The sequence below is a fragment of the Micromonospora musae genome, from assembly GCF_003626635.1.
GTDB lineage: Bacteria > Actinomycetota > Actinomycetes > Mycobacteriales > Micromonosporaceae > Micromonospora > Micromonospora musae.
The window spans coordinates 401003-418790 of sequence record NZ_RAZT01000006.1; the positions used below are offsets into that span (position 1 = coordinate 401003).

Below are 17788 nucleotides of genomic sequence, written 5' to 3' on the forward strand. Positions count from 1 at the left end.
CTCAGTACGCACTCGGTCAACCGCGGGAGGCCCGATGGCCCCTGGGCGGGTGCTCGTTCACGACCTGAAGTTGCTCGAGCGAGGCAAACACCGCAGCGTGTGGTATCGGTATGGACGATCCGTGCACCAGGACGGTGGCTTTGGTGCCGCCTCGAGGTTCGGAACCTAACGGGGTTCGTCGGCGGCGGCTGGCAGGAATGGGCTGGGCTGTCCGGTCCATGTAACGTGCAGCGCTTCCCTTGCACGGGTGCTGGCAACGAAGAGCAGGCAACGTTCTCTGAGGAGGTCGTTGTCGTGCTGCATCTGGTCCACGTCGGGCGGCGTGACCTCCTTAGCGAATGGCACCGCCCGGGCGGTTACGCCCACCATGGCGACGCAGCGGAACTCGAGGCCCTTCATGACGTGCATGGTGGCGAGCCGCACGCCTTGGACGTCCGCGCCCGGCTGATCCCGCACGCGCACGGCGGGGATTCCCGCGGCGGTCAGCTCGTCGTGCACGCTGGTAAGCAGGGTGTTGAACCGCGCGCAGACCGCGATCTCGCTCGGCTGTACGCCGTGCTCCAGCCACTCCCCCACACGCTTCGCGAGCGCAGTGATCTCTGCCTTCGTCGTGGGGTACCCGTGAGCGCTCGGACGCTTGCCGTGCAGCAGCGACCGGTAACCGGTTAGGCTGTCCGCGCCCTCACCGCCCAAGTCCTCGACTCGCGCCCCGACGAGCAGCCGGGTGGACCAGGACAGGATTTCCTCGGTGCTGCGGTAGTTGACGCGTAGCCGGCTACTGCGCCCGGCGACGGAGATCCCAAGTGCCGCCAGCGAAACCCGGGAGTCGTAAATGCGTTGGTGCGGGTCGCCCGTGATGAACAAATCGTCAGCGCCGAGGCCTACTGCGGCTCGCAACACGCGCCACTGCGCGGGGTGCAGGTCCTGCGCCTCATCGACCACCACATGGTCGTAGCCATGGACGGTCAGGTCAGCTTTCCTGAGCAGGTCGGCAGCTTGCGCGCACAACTGCAGGTGCGTCAAGCTTCCGGCTTCTGACAGTTCTGCCGAGAACATCTCCACCGCTTCCCAAACCCGGTCGCGTTGCCGCGGGCCCAGCGCAGTCCCCCTCCCCCGCCGGCTGGCCTCGCGGTACTCCTCCCGAGTACGCACATCGTGAGCGAGCACGACGTGCCGGAACTCCTGAGCGAGAAACTGCTCGGTCCACGGCAGGGTGAGGCGGCGGCACACCTGCCGCCAGATCTGCCGCTCGTCCGCGTCCCCGATTGGAGTTGGCACCCGGCCGGCGAGTGCGCGCACCGTACGGTGAGCAACGGCGTTCACCGTGGTCACCTCGACCCTCGCCAACAGCTCGGCGTCGCCGAGGAGTAGCGCCAGGTTCTCTCGCAGATTCGTGGCCAGGGCATTGGTGTACGTGGTGAGCAGCACCCGGCTCTCCGCGGATCGCGACAGCAGGTGCTTGACCCGGTGCAGGGCCACCACCGTCTTTCCCGTTCCCGGGCCGCCGGTCACCTGCGCCGGCCCGTTATACGACACCCGGTACGCGACACGCCGCTGGGACGGGTGCAGGAACACCCGCCAGGCGGCAAAAGGCTTGTCGAGGATCTCGGCGAGCTCGTCTGGCCGGGTCACCAGCGTGATTCGGCTCTTCGTGTTGGCGATCGCCTCGGCCAGGCTCTCGTTCGGCTCTGGCGTGGCGTCGGCCGGGCGCCGCTCCGCGACGATGTCGCGGTAGACCTCGTCGGCAGAGAAGCCTTCGGCGAGGTACCGCAGCACCTCGAACTGGTCCTCGGGCAGAAGCATGCCGAAGGCTTCGAGCTGCGGCTTGTCGACGATCGTGCGGACCGCCCGCAACACCTGTTTGTCGATGCCGAGGTCCCCCAGCATGGTGTCGGAGTGGTCGGCGAAGAGCAGTGTTGGGGCCTGCTTCGCGGCCCTTTCGAGTGTCGGCGTGAGCTGCTCGATGGCGATAGCGTTACGGACCTCCAACGCGCGGGTGGCGGTGTTAATCGTATAGAGCCGCTTCGCCGCCCAGGTGTACGCGCTGTCGTGTGGCACGACGCTCAGCAGAAGGAAGGTGTCGCTGCCATCGTCGGGTGCCAGCACGACTCCGCGCCAGAAGTCGTTGACCCGGATCGTTCGCATCCGCGGGTCACGGGCGTTGTTCACCGATTCGAGGTGCAGGCCCTTATCGGCGTACAACTCGGCGATGGTGAGCTGTTGGAACTTTGCCATCGCCTTGCGTACACCGGCCTTGATTGGCTTCTCCAGGACGTCGTAGCTCTCCCAGAAGGTGTTTGCGAAGGCGAGCTGAGGCACGGGTAAACCTCTCGGGGTTGGGTGTGGTGGGTCGGCGGCACCAACGGCTACGACCAGGCCCGCCTGCCCGCGAGCCTGCACCGCCGGCACCTGGGTTGCGCCCGCACGTCACGGGAGCTATTCCATGATCAGCGTCTCCGCTGTGGGGGCCTGGGCATGGTCGTAGAACCAGCGGAGGTGGTCGGTAACTGCCTCACGCGCGTCGGCGTCGGCGAGGACCGTAAGCGGGAAGCCGGGACGCAGCGCGATCTTGGCTTGGGCGATGTCCACGTCTGGTAGCTGGTTTAACCGCTGGCGGAACTCCTCGCGGAGGATGACGTCGTTGAACGGCGTGCGCACGCTCATGTGCTGGAAGACGATCTCGAACTTTCCGCTGGGGTAGATCGCGGCGGGCCAGATGTCGCCGAGCTCGTGTCGCCTGCCTCTTGCCATGAGGAAGCAGGAGGTTTCCCCGCCGGTGCCGTAGAGGATGGTCCCGCCCATCGTTGTCCAGGCATCGAGGACCACGTGGACGGCGGTGGCAACCTGTGGTCCCTGCAGCGCGGTGACCTGCTCGATGAAACGGTCGGCAAAGTCCAGGTCTTGGTTCGCACGGGGTCGAGGCAGGCGTTCGGGCACGTCCTCCGGCGTCACACCGGCTAGTTGCGCCAACTCCTCCGTGCTGATGCGCTGCGCCTGGTCAGCGCGACCGTATTCGTCGAACGTGACGCCCTCTGCACGCAAGAGGTCCCGCGGGTCGTCCCTGCGGTCCGGTTCTGACCAACGGAAGTTGGGCGAGACAGTTCCCTCGACCTGTAACACCCGATGAGCGTTCGGCGCCGGGGAAGTCGCAAGCCGGGCGCCTACCGGCACCGGGTGGCTGCCGATGAGCGCGGCCAAATCGCCGTACGTGGTCCAGGAACCGGCCGGAAGCTCGGCGAGGGCCTTGTTCATGAGGTCCCAGGGGACGTCCGACTGGTCGCTCGCTTGCTCCGTGGGGCCTGGCCAAATGGAGATGATGCGATCGGCGAGAGCATCGGCGCGGACGCGGATCTCCGCGCGTCCCCAGCGGTCCTGAGCGGCGATTTCCTGGTTGAGCCGGATGCCGCTTCTCGAGAGCTGGAGCCGCTTCACTGAGAAGGGGCTGTTGCTCAGCTCCGAGTTGTAGCCGGTCAAGGTCAGGTTGCCCAGCGTGTGCACCAGGGCCTCGTGCACTTCGGCAAAGTTCTCGTCTGGGCCGAGGTCAGCCGACAGCACCTGCCGCCACTCGGAGGTGGGAGTCTGCGGCAGCACGTGCTCGATGGAAAGCGAGTTCAGTTCGACCGGCTCTTTACTGCCGTAGGACTCTTCAAGCCAGCGCAGAACCAGGTTGCGCTGTTGGGGACGGCCGTTGAGGTAGTACGGGATCGACCGCACCGCGGACCGTACGTTGGAGTCGGTGGCGTAGTACTTGCGGCCAGTCGACAGGTAGGCCCGGACGGCCTCGTCCACCGGCAGGCCGGCGTCCATTTCGGTGACCACTGAGAGCAGGATCCGGTTGATGTTCGCCGTGGCCCGTCCGATTAGCAGCCGGCGGACGAAAAAGCTCTCGACGTAGAGCATCGCCGAGGCGATCTGCTGGGCGGTGGCTCTGCCCTGTTCGCGGCGGTCCAGCAAGTGCAACAGCAGCGGGTAGATCGTGGTCGTGCCCCAGGCGCTGAGCCGTTCGAGCCGCCGCCGAACGCCCGCGTCCTTTTCCTCGTTGGGATGGAGGATGGTCCGTAGGAGGACGCCAAGGCGGCCGAACCGCTGCACCTCCGCCTCGATCTCTTCCTCGGAGCGAAGGCGGTTGAGCCGGGCCTGCTGCGCCGCGTAGACGTCGGTCTGCTTGACCCGTGGGTCATCGCGGACCAGGTCAAGCCAGAAAAGTAGTTCCAGCTCCGCCGGGGTCAACCGGTCCTGCAACGGCAGCCACAGCGCCTGATAGACCGCCTCGCCCATAGTGGGTAGCCGCATGAACAGGTAGTTGCGCAGGAGGTCGGCCTGAGTGAGTTTAAGACCCGTGTTGTTGAGCGACTCGAAGATTCGGTGCACGTTGTCGCCGGCTTGAGCGGTGACCGACACCAGCGCGAGGCCAGAAATGACCGCGCTCTCGATGCGTTCGATGTCGAACGGATCGGCTGGATCGTCGGCGGTGGCCAACTGAGCGGTGAAGAAGCGATATGCCTCGCCGACCGGGTCCGCGCCTCCGGCCTGCGGCGTGGAGTCCAGGCAGGCCAGGTAAGCGGCGCGGTCGGCCTGGGTGGGGACGAGCTTCAGCGTCTGCGACGACGGTTTCCACGGGTTGATCAGGTACTGCTGATTGAGCCGGTCACGGTGCATGGGGTCTTCGTGCTTAACGCGGTGATCGCGGATGGCGCAGAGCAGGATCGTCAGCGTGGTGAGCCGCTGCTGCCCATCGACGACCAGGTACTCGGCGACACCCGTGGGACCGTTGGCAGGGCTCGGGGCGAGCACCAGCGAGCCGATGAAGTGTGTGGCCTTCGGGTCGTGGGCCCGGTCTTCGGCCAACTTCAGGATGTCGTCCCACAGCCGCTTCAGCTGTGGCTTGGTCCAGGAGTAGGTCCGCTGGTACAGCGGTACCTGGTACTGCTTCGCACCCTCCAGCAGTTCCTGCAGCGTCGTCTCGCGTGCGGCGACCATTCTCCGGCTCCCCGTTGCCTATGAACTCGCTCCTGAGCCGGTTACGCAATCAGATCATGGACGGGTACAGCAACCACCGAAGGGCTGAAAACGGTGCCGGGCAGCGAAGTCCCATCGTCGGATTTCCGACAGCCACATCTTGCGCTTGAAGACGTGCCTCGCCTGCTTCCTCATGTGGGGTGACCGCGGCGAGCCGTAACAGTCCCGTCAGGGTCTGTCCCGGCTGGGCTGTAGGTGCCACGCGAGCAACGCATACCACTTTCATCCGCGCCCGGAATAGGTTGCCGCGCTCCGCGTGGGCGACAAACCGTTCCTCCGACATCATCAGAGGCGCTGGTTCAACCCCGCACGCGGCGGCGGGATCATCGAGCTCGGGCACACGCGGTCGAACGTGCAGCGTCTTGAAGGCCGATCGAAGTCGCCGGCAGGGCGTTTGTGTCGTTGTGCACCCTTACGCTCGAAAGCCTCGTGCCGTGTGCCCGCGGCTTGGAACTGCCGCCTCTGGTACAGCGGCTGGGCGCCTTCCCCAAGCCGCAGAGCTGGAGCCTTCGCCTGCGGCAGGCGCTGCCGCGCCTCTCTGGAACCCTGACGCGGCCATCCCCGCTCATTGGCGTGGAGTCTGATTTGGTGTGGCGGTCGAGGCCGTCGGCACGTGCCCATGGGCCGGCGTCAAATCCGAGTTGCTGCCTCCTGACCGTCATCGGTTACCGTGGTCCCGACCGGCGCAGCGAGGTGAGCAGGTCGGCGACCTCTGTGATGCTCGGGTTCGCGGCGTTGTTCAGCCTCTTCAGGTCGGCAAGCAGCGCCGACAGGGTCTGCTCGGCCGCCTGTCGCTGACCGGCGCCAAGTTGCAGGAGACCGATCTGACGGCGTAGTTCGAGAGTGCGTGGATCGTCGTCGCCGTGGACCTGCCGCTGATCATTGAGCAGGTCGCTGAGCTGCCGCAGCGCCTGGTTGGTCTGCCCGGTCAGGGCGTGGCAGGTCGCCTCCCTCAGGCGGCAGCGCAGCAGTAGGTCAACCTCCGCGCTCTCGGCCGCGGAGAGGTCGACAGCGAGTTCGTGATAGGCCGGCGCCGCACGGTGATAGTCACCGCCCTCGAACAGGGTCTCGGCAAGCTGGAACCGCAGGCTGACGACATCACGGTCGACGGCGCCAAAGGTACGGCTGGCGGGGCCAGCCGCCTGGTCGAGGACCTCGGCCGCCTGGCTGTAGCGGGACTGTCGGACGAGCGCAATGGCTTCGCTGCGAGCCCGGTCCAAATCGCTGCGACGAAGTCGCGCCGACGGTGGCGCCGGCTCCGCCTGTGGTGCGGGCTCGACAGGATGCTGCGGCGGTTGCGGCACCGGGGCCTCTGCAACGGTGGTCGGATCGGCGAAGACGCGGCTGAGCACACCTGCGTACATGCGTACCGGGCTTGTGACCGTGGGAGCGTCGAGCGCTCCGGGCAGCCCCACGAGGCCGGTGGCGAAGGGCAGCAACCGCTCGTAGACGACGTCCGCGTTCGCCGGGCGGGACTGTGGCTTCTTCTCGAGAAGGTCGAGCACCAGGCGTTCCAGCGCCACCGGCACGTCGGCGCACAGCGAGCGCAGCGGAGGCGGCTTCTCCCGCACCTGCTTGCTCATCACCGAGTAGGACGTGGATCCGGTGAACACGTGCGTGCCGGAGAGCATCTCGTGCAGAGTGCAGCCGAGTGCGTAAAGGTCAGTGGCGGGGCTGCTGAGGTTCGCTTCGACCTGTTCGGGGGCCATGTAGGCGGGTGTGCCGAGAGGCTGGCCGGTGTGGGTGATTTTGGAGAAGTCGGCGAGGGTTGGTGCAACGGCGAGCCCGAAGTCGAGCACCTTGACTCGACCGTCGGGTTCGAGCATGAGGTTGTTCGGTTTGAGATCGCGGTGCACCAGTGACGCGCGGTGGGCTGCGGCCAGCACCGCGCAGACCTGGGCGGCGATCGCGGCCGCCCATCCGATCGGCAAGGCGCCCTGCTCGGCGACGAGGTCGGCCACGCTGAGGCCATGGATGCGCTGCATGACCAGGAAGGGACGTCCGTCGTCGTCGACGCCGACGTCGTACACGGCGGGGACCCCAGGATGTTCGAGCCGGGCGGTGATGCGTGATTCCCGGACGAAGCGACGGATGTGCTCGTCGTCGCGTGTCCCGTCGGGGAACCGAATGAACTTGACCGCGATCTCCCGGTCAAGCTTGGTGTCCCGCCCGAGCCACACCTCACCCATACCGCCCCGAGCGAGTGGGAAGTCCTCCAACTCGTAACGCCCGTTGCTCAACGTTCGCCCCGTCACAGCCCCTCCTGAGCCCCCACGGCGATGGGCATGATGTTCACGCGCTGCTCCTCGCAGGTCGTAGGCTGCCGTCAGCGAGACCTGCGAATCCTAGTGACACAAGCGACTCTGCGAGTTCCGCCGCCTCTCGCGCCGATCGTTGGAAAGCCGACAACGTTTGGAATGCCTGGGCGTACTCGTGTTGCGCATCGAGAGGAAGCCGGAGCAGCCGCGCGCGGTGCAGATCGGCACGAGCTGAACCGGACGAGGTGCGGGCAGCCTGCGCGATGCGGATGAAGCCCGCGAGAAAGTACGGGTCGAGACGCTGCGGATCAACGCGGAACAGGAGCAGGTGCGGGCCGAGCAGCATCCCGTCCTCGCTGAGCACGCGGACGGCCGAGTGACGTCCGGGCGGCAGGGCGACGACGTCTCCCCGCCGCAGCTCGATGATACCGGGCGCGATGTCGGCAGCCCCCGAGGGCGGCCGGTCGAGTCGGACATCTCTTGCCGTGAGCACGGGTAGGCCACCGCCGTCGGTGAGCATGCCCATCGGAGCCTGACGGATCGACAGCGCACCGGCCTTCGCCAACTCAGCAACAGTCGTGGTCGGCAGAGGTTCACCGGCCAGAGGCGCTGACAGGTCCGGAAGCGTGTCCGCGAGTGTGCGGGCCGCCGTGTACAGCCGGGTGCGAGCCGGCCGGAAGGCCACGCCCGCGTGGGCCGGTTTCGCGGCGACGTGCCGCGCCGGACTCAGATCAGTCTCTTCGTCGAGCAGGTCGACGATCCGCACCGAGCGGGCTGGCCCGGGCAGATCAGATTCGGGGTCGGCCCGAAAGGACCACCAGATGTCCCGGATGATGTCGCGGTCTCCGGTGGCGTCGAGCAGCAGCACGTGTGTGTGGTCGACGCCGTCGGGGCGGCACAGGACCCACAGGTCGGTGCCGGATGCCGTCGTACCCCAGCCGGGGAGGCTGATGATCGCGCGGAGCACACCGGCGCGCAGCAGGTTCGCCCGGATGCGGCGGCCGGGGCGACGGTGGGCGGCCGCAGCCGGCATCAGGATCGCGGCGTGCCCGCCCGGCTTGACGTGGGCGAGACAGTGCTGGAGCCAGGCCAGCTCCGGCTCGCTGCGAGGTGGCATCCCGTAGGTCCAACGCGAGTCTGTCGTGAGGTCGTCGTATCCCCACGAGCGTTCGCCGAAGGGCGGGTTGCATATCACCGCCTCGAACAACTCGCCGGGGAAGGCGTCGTGGCGCAACGAGTCGCCGACAGCCAGCCGGGGTTGAGCACCGTGCAGCAGCAGACGCGCGACGGCCAGCCGAGCTGCGGTGAGGTTGATTTCCTGCCCGGAGACGAGCGCGGCGCCCGTGGCGCGCCCGGCCCGAAGAAGCGTGCCCAGTCCGCACGCCGGGTCGAGCACCCGGCTGCCGGTCGACCCGGTCAACGACACCATGAGGTCGGCCACCCATGAGGGTGTGACCGTGTGCCGACGGGAGTGAACCTCGAGATAGCGCTTGCAGAGAAAGTCGAAGACTTCGGCGGCGCTGTCCCGTTCCGCCGCCTGGGCAGTCAGGCGGATTATGGTGACGGCGTCCACGTCCGGCACGTCGGTGATCAGGCCTTCGAACTCCGGCAGGACGCTTCGAAGCAGATCCACGAGAGAACCTGCGACCACAGGCTCGGGCTGGTCGGCGAGGGCTTTCCACCGCTCAGGCGCCCGTTCGAGGACCACCAGAAACCCGCCGAGATAGCCGATCCGGTCACCCAGCTCCAAGTCGGCTGATGAACCACGCAACGCCTGCCACAGCCGGTCCCGGGGTGTGATGTCGTATGGCTTACCGTGCCGGGCGAGCCACTCTTCGACGTCCCGCAACGCGTACAGCGGGCTCGCCGAGGTCCCTCCGGCAGGTTGCGGGAAGTCCGGGAAGCGGCGACGCCAGTTGCTGACCGCCGCGCGGCCGACACCCGCCAGCCGGGCGATGTCGCTGCTGGCTACGGTCGCGCCGTCTGCGCTGGACACCGGTCACCTCCCCTGACTGGTTGACGGAAACCGGGCCAGCACGCCTCGGCTCTGGAGCTCGGCGATGTGCTCGGCCGCGCGTTGCGGTGCCGTCCCTCCCCGGATCAGCAGGCCGGCCTCGACGTTCCGGTTCACACCCGACTGCGTCAGGTTTGCGCTCGACACCAACAAGACCCGCCGGTCGGCGACCGCGATCTTGGCATGCATCTTGGCTCGTTCCTCGGCCCGCTGCTCGACGGGCCAGTGCCACAGCTGCGCACCGGGCACCTCAGCGAACGCGCTGGCCGGCTCGGCGCCGGTGAGCGCACCGCGCGCTCCAGCCAGCGTCTCGGTCACGACCGTGACCGTCACGCCTCTGTCGACCGCCGCCGTCAACGCCGCCAACAGTGGCGCATACCTCGTCGCCGAGTACGTCATCAACAGCAGCTCGGCGCGCGCCTCCGCAACCAGGTCGACCAACACCTGGGCGGTGGCGCGGACCGGCACCGGGTGGCTGCTCGGCCCGCTCCAGACCGACTCGATCCGCACCGCCGCCGACCGCTGGGCATGGCCGGCAGCCAGCCCGCGCAGGTAGGCCGCCGCCTCCGCATCCGACACCCCCGACGTCCGCTGCGCGGCCAGCACCGCCCCAGCAGCCTCGACGAAGCCGGACACCGGGACGGCATGCCGCAGCGCCTGCTCCGGCCAGCCGTCGCCCATGCGGTCCGCCAACATGCGCAGATGTGCCGGGCCGAGCCGGTGCGCTGCAGCCTCGGCCGCCGCTTCGAACGCCGAATTCCAGGTCACGGCAGCTCAGGGAAGAGCGCCAGATCCGGGTTGTCGATCGGTACGACGAACCGGCGGTCGAGGAACCGGTTGCCCCGTTCGCAGGTCGTCTCGGAGACGAACAGGCAGACGTGGCAGGCAGCGCCGTGAAGGAACTCCTCCGGGTGGTGCGGGAGCCGCTCGGCGCAGAGCGGATCCGACGAGCAGTGCATGGCATCGTTCAGCGCCCGCCTGGTGAGGCGAACCAGATGATCATGCTCCGCGAGAGACACCAGACCGCCGAGGGTCCCCTCCGCGTCCGGCACGGCCGTGTAGATCAGGATCCCGGCGCGCGGATCCTCGGGGGTGCTCGTGTAGATGCGCTCCGACAGGCTTGCCGAGCTGTAGCCGCATTCCAGGGCGATGGTGCGGATCAGCAGGTGCGACAGGGTGTGCAGGGCGATGTACCGCTCCCCCGGCCAGTGACGCATCCGGTCGAAGCCACCCCGAATGCGGCCCGAGTAGCGGCTCTCCCGGAACCGTCCGTACGCCTCCCGGTGGGTCTCCATGGTCTCTGTGTCGGTGACCCGCCGCTCCCACTCAACGAGCAGGTCCTCCGGCAGCCGAAGGAAGATGCCTTCCCCCCGCACCTCGCTGGCTGGCACCCATTCCGGGGTGGCTTTGGACAGCGGCGCCCGCCAGACGAGGTCGGGGTCCATCGGGTCGGGGGCGTCGAGGCGGGTGAAACCGACGAGCGCGCGGACCTCGCGCAGCCGTTCGGCCTGGATGACGTCGGCGTAGATCTCCTTCAGTTCGCCCGGCACGCCGTCCGGGTCCCGCCGCAGGGTGAAGTCGGGGGTGGCGGGCGGCAGTTCGCCGGCGGCGAAGATCTCCCACTCCGGGGTGTGCAGATCCGGGTAGCCGTTCTCGTCGTCATCGCTCTTGGGACCGCTGCGGTGCCGCTCGACCGCCACCCAAATCTGTTCGTCGGTCCAACGCTCAAACTCGCGCTGCACCACGGGTACGGCGGTGCGGGCGAACTTGAGGAACGCGGGGCTCTCCATGCCCTCGAAGGTTGACCAGTGCTGCTCGACCTTGGTCTGCAGCTCGCTGGCACCCGTGCGTGGCACGGCGAGCGCGGAGAGCGTCTGCGCGAACCACTGGTTGGACGCACCGACTACCAGCAGCTTCAGCTCGCCCTTGCACGCCCCCGGCTCGAAGTCGCCCAGGTGCGCCCGCCGGCCGCGGCAGCGGGGCAGCTTGTCGGTGCCGCGCTGGCCGAGGACCTCCTTCATGTTGCGGCGGGCGCCGCACGGCACGCACCGGATCTCGACGTTGGCGCCGAGGTTGCCGCCCCGGTCATCCATCCGCAGCTTGGGGTGGCTGGCGTTGGGGCAGTTGCCGCCCTGGTGCACGTACTGCACGTACGGGAAGTCGTCGAGGTGGCCGGCCGTGCAGGCGAGCACGAACCGGGCCGCCACCGCCATGGGCCGCCGGCCGGATTTCTTCCGCCCGCACACCGTGTGGAAAAAGCGTGCCTCGTGCGGCTTGCGGGCCTTGGCGTTCTCGAATCCGAAGACGCCTCCGTCGATCGGGGCCAGTTCGTCACAGGCGGTGCAGCGCAGCCAGCCGGGGAAGGGCGTGATCGGCACACCGACCTTGGCCGCCGGGCCGTTGGGCTGCTGGTCGGCGCCGTCTATCCACGGCGCCGGCCGCAGTTCCTTCACCGACTTCTGCTTGAGCAGTTTGCGCACGGCGGCGAGCAGCCGGGGCTCTTCGATCGGCTCCCAGTCCGGCACGGCGTTGTGGTTCCAGTCGTCGAGGCCACGCACCAGCACGGAGAAGTTCGGCAGGTCGACGATCGCGCCGACGCCGGTGGTGAACATCAGGTGGCTGGGGCGGACCGACCCGACCCGCCGGAAGTGCTTGCCCGCCATCAGTTCCCCTTCTCCGCGAGGGTTGACTCGCCCAGCTCGTCCCCGTCGGGAAGGTCCTCATCCCGCACGTCGTCACTCGGCGGCGGGCCGAATGACCACTCCGGTGCCCCGTACTGCGGGTCGAAGATCTTGTCGCTGGCCGGCAGCACCAGGTTGATTTCGTTCTCGGTCTCCCGCATGGACTGCCCGACGGTCAGGTCGGTCCACCGCTCGCCGCCCGCCACCGTGAGCAGCCCGGCGAGCTTCTGCTGCTTGAAAGTGCCCTCCGCGTAGCCCAGCCGAGTGGAGCCGGTCTTCCGTTTGTTCCATTCGTCCCGCAGGCGGTTGATCCGCTCCAGGAGGTAGTCCCGGCCGCGGTTGCCGGCGATGTCCTCGGCCCGCTGGAGGAACCGGTCGACGACCCGCTGCACCTCGGGGCCGCCGAGCGGCACGTCCTGCGCGTCGGTGTTGCGGGAGAATCCTTCCTCCGCGTTGCGCACGGCCGCGACCAGGGTCGCGGTCGTCTGTCGGTCCAGCGCCCGCCGCGTGTACGGGGTGACGGACAGCGCCTCCACCTGCCGGTAGAAGGTGGCGTGGTAGTACTCGAAGTCCTCGTAGTGGGCGAGGTCCCGGGGCCGGGTCCAGTTGTAGAGGGTCACCACCAGGCCGGGCCGGCGGGCGTCCCGACCGACCCGGGAGGACGCCTGGATGTACTCGGCGGTGTTCTTCGGCTGGCCGGTGACCACCATGAGACCGAACCGGGACACGTCCACGCCGACCTGGAGCATCGAGGTGGCGAGCACCGCGTCGACCGGGAGCAGTTGTCCATCGTTCTGCCGCTTGTAGAAGCGGTCGGTCACCGGGTGCAGGTTGAGCCGCGGGTTGGACGCGGTCTTGGCCTTCATGGCCTCCCGCATGTCCTCGAAGATGGCCTTCCGCCGCGTGGTCGTGTCGATCTCCGGGTCGAAGCCGATTTCCAGCCGCTTGAGCACGTCGCTGATGTCTCCGGACGAGATCCGGGACGTCAGCTCCTGCACGTTGAGCATGTTCGGCCCGACGAGCCGATCGGAGAGGTCCTTGCGCCGGCCGTGGGTGCGGACACGCGTGGTCACATCGTCGTCGAGCAGGCGGCGCATGCCGGCCAGCTCGCGAGTGGCACTGAAGTAGCCGACAGTCGTCATGTACGGGTCGGCCGGCTTTCCGTACCTGTCGAACAAGGTCTGTCCGGCGAGCAGCAGGATCTCCGCGACCCGGATCTCGGCGGATTTCATTCGGACGCCGTGAGCGCACACGCCCAGGTAGCGGCGGCCGGGGTTGGCGACGGTGACCGGCACTTGCTGGCTGAAGAACGTGTCGGTGATGTCGATGACCGGCGGCGGGAAGACGGCCAGGTCCCGGCCGAAGACGCCGAGCACCTGCTCCCGAGCCCGTTTGGTGGTGGCCGTGGAGGCGACAATCTTCGGCCCGGCCTCGCGCCCGTCCGACAGCGGCCAGGTGCAGAGCTGGTCGACGGCCGCCTCGAAGAGGCCGACGACGGTGCCGAGCGCGCCCGAAATGAGGTGCAGCTCGTCCTGGATGATCAGGTCCGGCGGGCGGAGCCGGATCACCGGCTGGCTGGTGACCGCCTCAAGGCTGCCCTTCTTGTTGTGCCGGTTGCCGCAGCCGGTCCGCGCGTCGAGGTCGTCGTGCCGGTAGCCGTGCCGGGGGCAGCGCTCGCGCACCCGCCCGAAGAGCAGGCCGGCGTAGCCGCGCCACGGGAGCTGGGCGAGCTTGTCGACGGTGGCGATGACCAGGCTGGGGGCGTACCGGTAGATTTCCTCGTCGACGGTGAGGATCGGCAGGCCCTCGCTGCTGCGGGTGCGGGAGAACGGGCAGGCGTCGACGCCCTCCGCCTCCGAGCAGAACAGGAGAACGCGGCGCATGTCCTCCTTAGGCTCCAGGTCCCGCTCGGCGCGCAGCTTCGACCCGCACCACGGGCAGCTCAGCGTCTGCAGGACGTTCGTGAACTTGCCGTGCCCCGCCTCGCGCGCCTCCGCGACCTGCTCGGCCGCCTCGTCGAACCAGTTCGGCGAGACCCCACCGCCGACCCACAGCCCGATCCGGAACGGCTCCTTGCCCCAGGTGCGCTCGTCGCGCTGACGCAGCACCTCGGCGGCGCAGATCAGCGCGGCGGCCCGCTGGAACTGCTGCGCGGTGAGCAGCCGCAGCGTGTAGCGCATGAGCACGGCGACACCGGCCTCGCCGCTGCGAGCGTCCGCCCCAGAGCCGACCACGCCCTGAAGCCGGCGGATGGCGAAGGTGAACGCGGTCAGGCCCAGGTAGGCCTCGGTCTTGCCACCACCGGTCGGGAAGAAGAGCAGGTCGACGGTGGCGTCCCGGCTCGCGGCCCGCTCGGGGTGTGCCGGGTCGGTCAGCGACGGCAGGTTGAGCAGCACGAACGCGAGCTGGAACGGCCGCCAGGAGGCGGCAGCGGCGCCGCGCGCGTCGATGGCGGCCTTGGCCTCTGCGTACGTGAGGCCCTGCTCCTCCCGGAGCCGCGCGACCTCGCTGTGGCGGCGCTGCAACGCCATGGCCTCGTTGGCGAAGCGGAACGCGGCGAGCGCGTCTGCGTGCTTGTCCGCCTCCGGGTTGGTGAGCAGCGCGATCCCGGCGCGGATGCGCCTCGCCGCCTTCGCGGCGTTCATGACGGCGGTCTGGGCGGCCTCGCGGAGCGCCTCGGGCAGGTCGGGGATCTTCGCGGCCTCGTCGTCGAGCCAGGACTCGTACCCGTCGGCGAGCGGCGCGAGGCCGGTGCGGAGCCGGTCGATGTCGGCGGTGGCGAGGGCGTCCATGGACAGCTCGACACCGGCCAGCGGCGTGCCCTTACCGACCGGGGCGACCGTGGCGGGCACGTTGTAGGTGGGCAGCCAGGTGGTGAAGAGCTTGTGGGCGCAGCGCTCGCCGTCGCGAACCCAAGGGTGCACGGCGACGTTGCGGCCAGAGGCGTAGCGGCGCTGCGACCGGTAGAGCAACCGCAGGTGCGCCTCCTCCAGGTCGTCGCCGACGCCCTTTACCCCGTCGAGCGGGTCGTCGATGGGCAGGAAGACGGCCGCGTGGCCGTCCAGCGCGGTCACGGTCAGCGCGGACTGGAAGAGCCACGCGGTGTCGGCGTTGCTCTCCGGTTCGCGCTGTGTGTTGATCAGCGCGAGCTGCACCACCCGTTGGCCGTCGCGTGGCCGGACCTCGACGGAGAGGTGCACCCCCGGCGCGTCCTGGTCGTCGACCGTCAGGGGGATCCGGTACGAGGTGTCGCCGTCGAGCCGGATCTCCTTGGCGTAGGAGACCGGTTCGCGGTACCAGACGCGGCGCTTCTTGCAATTCTCGTCCTCAGACTCGCGCAGGTCGTAGCGGCCCCACTCGGCGGTCACCGACAGCACATCGGTGTCGCCGGCGACGGCGAACGACAACCCCATCGAGGAGGCCCACATCTTGCCGAGGTTCTGCGGGGTGACCACCTCGGGCAGCTCGGCCTCGCTACCGTCGCCCTGGACGGCGGCGTCCACATCCTGCACCTCGGACGAGTCCCGGCGCTCGGTGCGCGGCCGCTGCTTCGGGCCGAGCATGCCGACGAGGTAGCGCTCGCGCGGCCCCATCGCGCCGGGGCGGAACTCCTCGTTCTCGCCGCCCCACGGGCCGAGCAGGTCCCGCCCGATCAACTCCTCCAGCTCGTCGCGCACCTGGTAGGAGGTGGCCTCCGTGAAGGTTTGCGGCACGTCGAGCGGCGGGATGAGCGACGGCTGATCGCCGTCGTCCTTGCCGGACAGGGACAGCGCCTGCTGCTCGCCACGGGGGTGCGGGAAGAGCCCGCCCTGTACGTCGACCATCACCACAACCCTTGCGCGTTGGTCTTCGCCTTACGGCCGGTCTTCTTGTCGTGGAGGCCCTTGGCGACCTCCCCGGCGTAGCGCTGGTGGTTCAGCTCCAGCAGCCGGTCGAGTATCTCGCGCTGTGCCGCGGGGCCGATGGTGTAGCGGGTGTAGGCGCCAGCCTTGTGGAAGCCGTGGTCAAGGTCGTGTTCGACGAGGTCGTGCCAGCCATAGGCGCGGCAGACCGCCTCGTCGATGTCACGGTGGATACGCCGCAACTCCACGATGTCCTCGTCTTGGCAGGCTGGGTCAAACACCAGGTTGTAGGTCGCCGTCAGCCCAGACTGGCGGCTAAGCATCACGTCCCGGCGGTACGTGTCCAGCCGTTCCCCGTGCGCTCGCATCTCCGAGGTCAGCTCCGGTAGTGCGAAGGTCTCGAATACGTCGGATGGGGTGTAGCGGAGATCCGCCTTCATGGATGACGCACGACTTGCCGCCCACCAGTAGTGCGGAGCGCTCGACAACACCGCGAGCATCGCCAGGTCTTCTGTCGCGAAGACAACTAGTGCATGGGAGAATACCTGACCCGTCGACACCATCGCGGGCATGGCGAGGCTGCTCGTTTGGGCTTGCACGACTACTCTCTGAAGGCCCACTATCGATTGATACAGGCCAAGCGCCAACTCGCCGTACTGCCACCATCGCTCGCGGCGCGCCTTACGATTGTTCTTATCTCGCTCCGGCTTAACCAAGTTGACGACCTGCTCGTAGCAAGCAGGATAAGACTTGGCACGCGCCTCATCCCAGTTGAAGAAGTTAATGACCCATCGGCGACCCGATAAGTCCGGCCGGGAATTCAGGTCCTGGCCGTTCAGGAATGGGAATACCACCTCACGGTTGCGCTCATCTTGCTCAATCAAGGTTTTGGCTCTAGCCCCCTCCATGGTGAAGCCCATACCGTCTACCTTAGAAGCATTGAAGGCTATCCCGGCGTTCGAAGCCAACCGTTCGGGCGACCCCGAAACGCGGCGCATCGGATCAAGCGATGACGTGATTCCAGCCACAGAAATTCCATCGATGGCCTTCGCGGCACCGCTGCTCAATGCTTGGAGGCTCGTCCAAACGACACAGTATTCGATGGCCGCCGACCTTGAGGGCCACGGCTTACTCTTAATCGCTTGGCGGATCACGACACCGCCCTTCACCAGCCGATCGAGGCCCACATCTCGACTATCACCCTGGGCAAGGCTGTTCGTCGCGATCAATCCAGTTTGTCCTGCTGCCCGCAGTAAGCCGTGTGCACGTAGCACGAAATAGGCGACAAGATCGGCATTGCCGCGCTCGCCGCGGGCAACCGCCGACACCAGCCATTCTCTGTAGGCGTTCCCGAAGGCGCCGGTAATTTTCGATCCGTGAAGAAATGGCGGATTGCCGACAATCGCGTCGAAGCCGCCATGCTCGAAAACCTCAGGGAAGACAAGCGGCCAGTGGATTGGCTTGCGAACAAAGGAGCCGGGGACGTAGTCGGTGGCAAACCATCGGGTGCGCTGCTCTTCGGCCGGGCGCTTCTCGGAGCCGGAGGCAACGTCGCTGGCGAGCTTGGCCGCCTCGACTGCCCCCGCGTCAATCCCGCGCTCACCCCTGCTTACATAGCCGAGGCCAGAGCCGACGGTCAGATCCGCAAAGAGACGGAACAGGTCCGCCTTCGCTGCCGCCGCGTCGAGAAGTTCACGCTTTCTCGCCAGCGCCGCAACGGGGTCGTCGCCTGGGTCGACCTCGACGATCGCTCGGCGATCGTCGGCGACCTCGGCCACCAGCGAGCGGACCCCGGAGGTGAAGCCGTGCAAGGTGTTCTCGTGCAGCTTCCGGCCCTTGCTCGGGTCTAAGGCGTGTTTCAGAAGTCGTGGTGGTCGATGAAGGTCCCGGCGTGGCGGTGATCGACAACTGAAGAGGCCTCCGGTATCTGGTTCTGCGACCAAGCAAGAACTTCATACCGGAGACCTCGTGGCC

At 67.8% G+C, this 17788-nt stretch carries 8 protein-coding genes; all 8 read right to left on the reverse strand.

All coding sequences use genetic code 11. The features are described 5' to 3' along the window. Positions 1-165 precede the first annotated feature (165 nt). Positions 166-2319 carry a DEAD/DEAH box helicase gene (locus tag D7044_RS14535; protein ID WP_120689240.1) on the reverse strand — a complete coding sequence of 718 codons (2154 nt, stop codon included), beginning with the start codon at positions 2317-2319 and terminating at the stop codon, positions 166-168. 117 nt (positions 2320-2436) lie between these two features. Beyond that, the gene (locus D7044_RS14540; protein WP_120689241.1) at positions 2437-4980 is read right to left on the reverse strand and encodes a GmrSD restriction endonuclease domain-containing protein; all 2544 of its coding nucleotides are present in this window, start codon (positions 4978-4980) and stop codon (positions 2437-2439) included. A gap of 704 nt (positions 4981-5684) precedes the next feature. Next, the gene (locus D7044_RS14545) at positions 5685-7274 is read right to left on the reverse strand and encodes a serine/threonine-protein kinase (protein ID WP_199716627.1); all 1590 of its coding nucleotides are present in this window, start codon (positions 7272-7274) and stop codon (positions 5685-5687) included. 37 nt (positions 7275-7311) lie between these two features. Beyond that, positions 7312-9273, reverse strand: coding sequence for an HsdM family class I SAM-dependent methyltransferase (locus tag D7044_RS14550; protein ID WP_120689243.1), 1962 nt, complete (start codon positions 9271-9273; stop codon positions 7312-7314). A gap of 3 nt (positions 9274-9276) precedes the next feature. Beyond that, entirely contained in the window at positions 9277-10059 is a 783-nt protein-coding gene (gene drmC / locus D7044_RS14555; protein WP_199716628.1) for a DISARM system phospholipase D-like protein DrmC, read from the reverse strand. After that, positions 10056-11954 (reverse strand): DUF1998 domain-containing protein, encoded by a 1899-nt coding sequence (gene drmB, locus D7044_RS14560; RefSeq protein WP_120689244.1) that lies wholly within the window; start codon positions 11952-11954, stop codon positions 10056-10058. Before drmB ends, drmC begins: the two co-directional genes overlap by 4 nt. Further along, positions 11954-15796, reverse strand: a complete 3843-nt coding sequence (gene drmA / locus D7044_RS14565) for a DISARM system helicase DrmA (protein ID WP_120689273.1) — start codon at positions 15794-15796, stop codon at positions 11954-11956. The genes drmB and drmA overlap by 1 nt, the downstream gene beginning before the upstream one ends. Then, on the reverse strand, positions 15796-17625 hold the full coding sequence (locus tag D7044_RS14570) for an Eco57I restriction-modification methylase domain-containing protein (RefSeq protein ID WP_120689245.1): 1830 nt from the start codon (positions 17623-17625) through the stop codon (positions 15796-15798). Before D7044_RS14570 ends, drmA begins: the two co-directional genes overlap by 1 nt. Between the last annotated feature and the right edge of the window lie 163 nt (positions 17626-17788).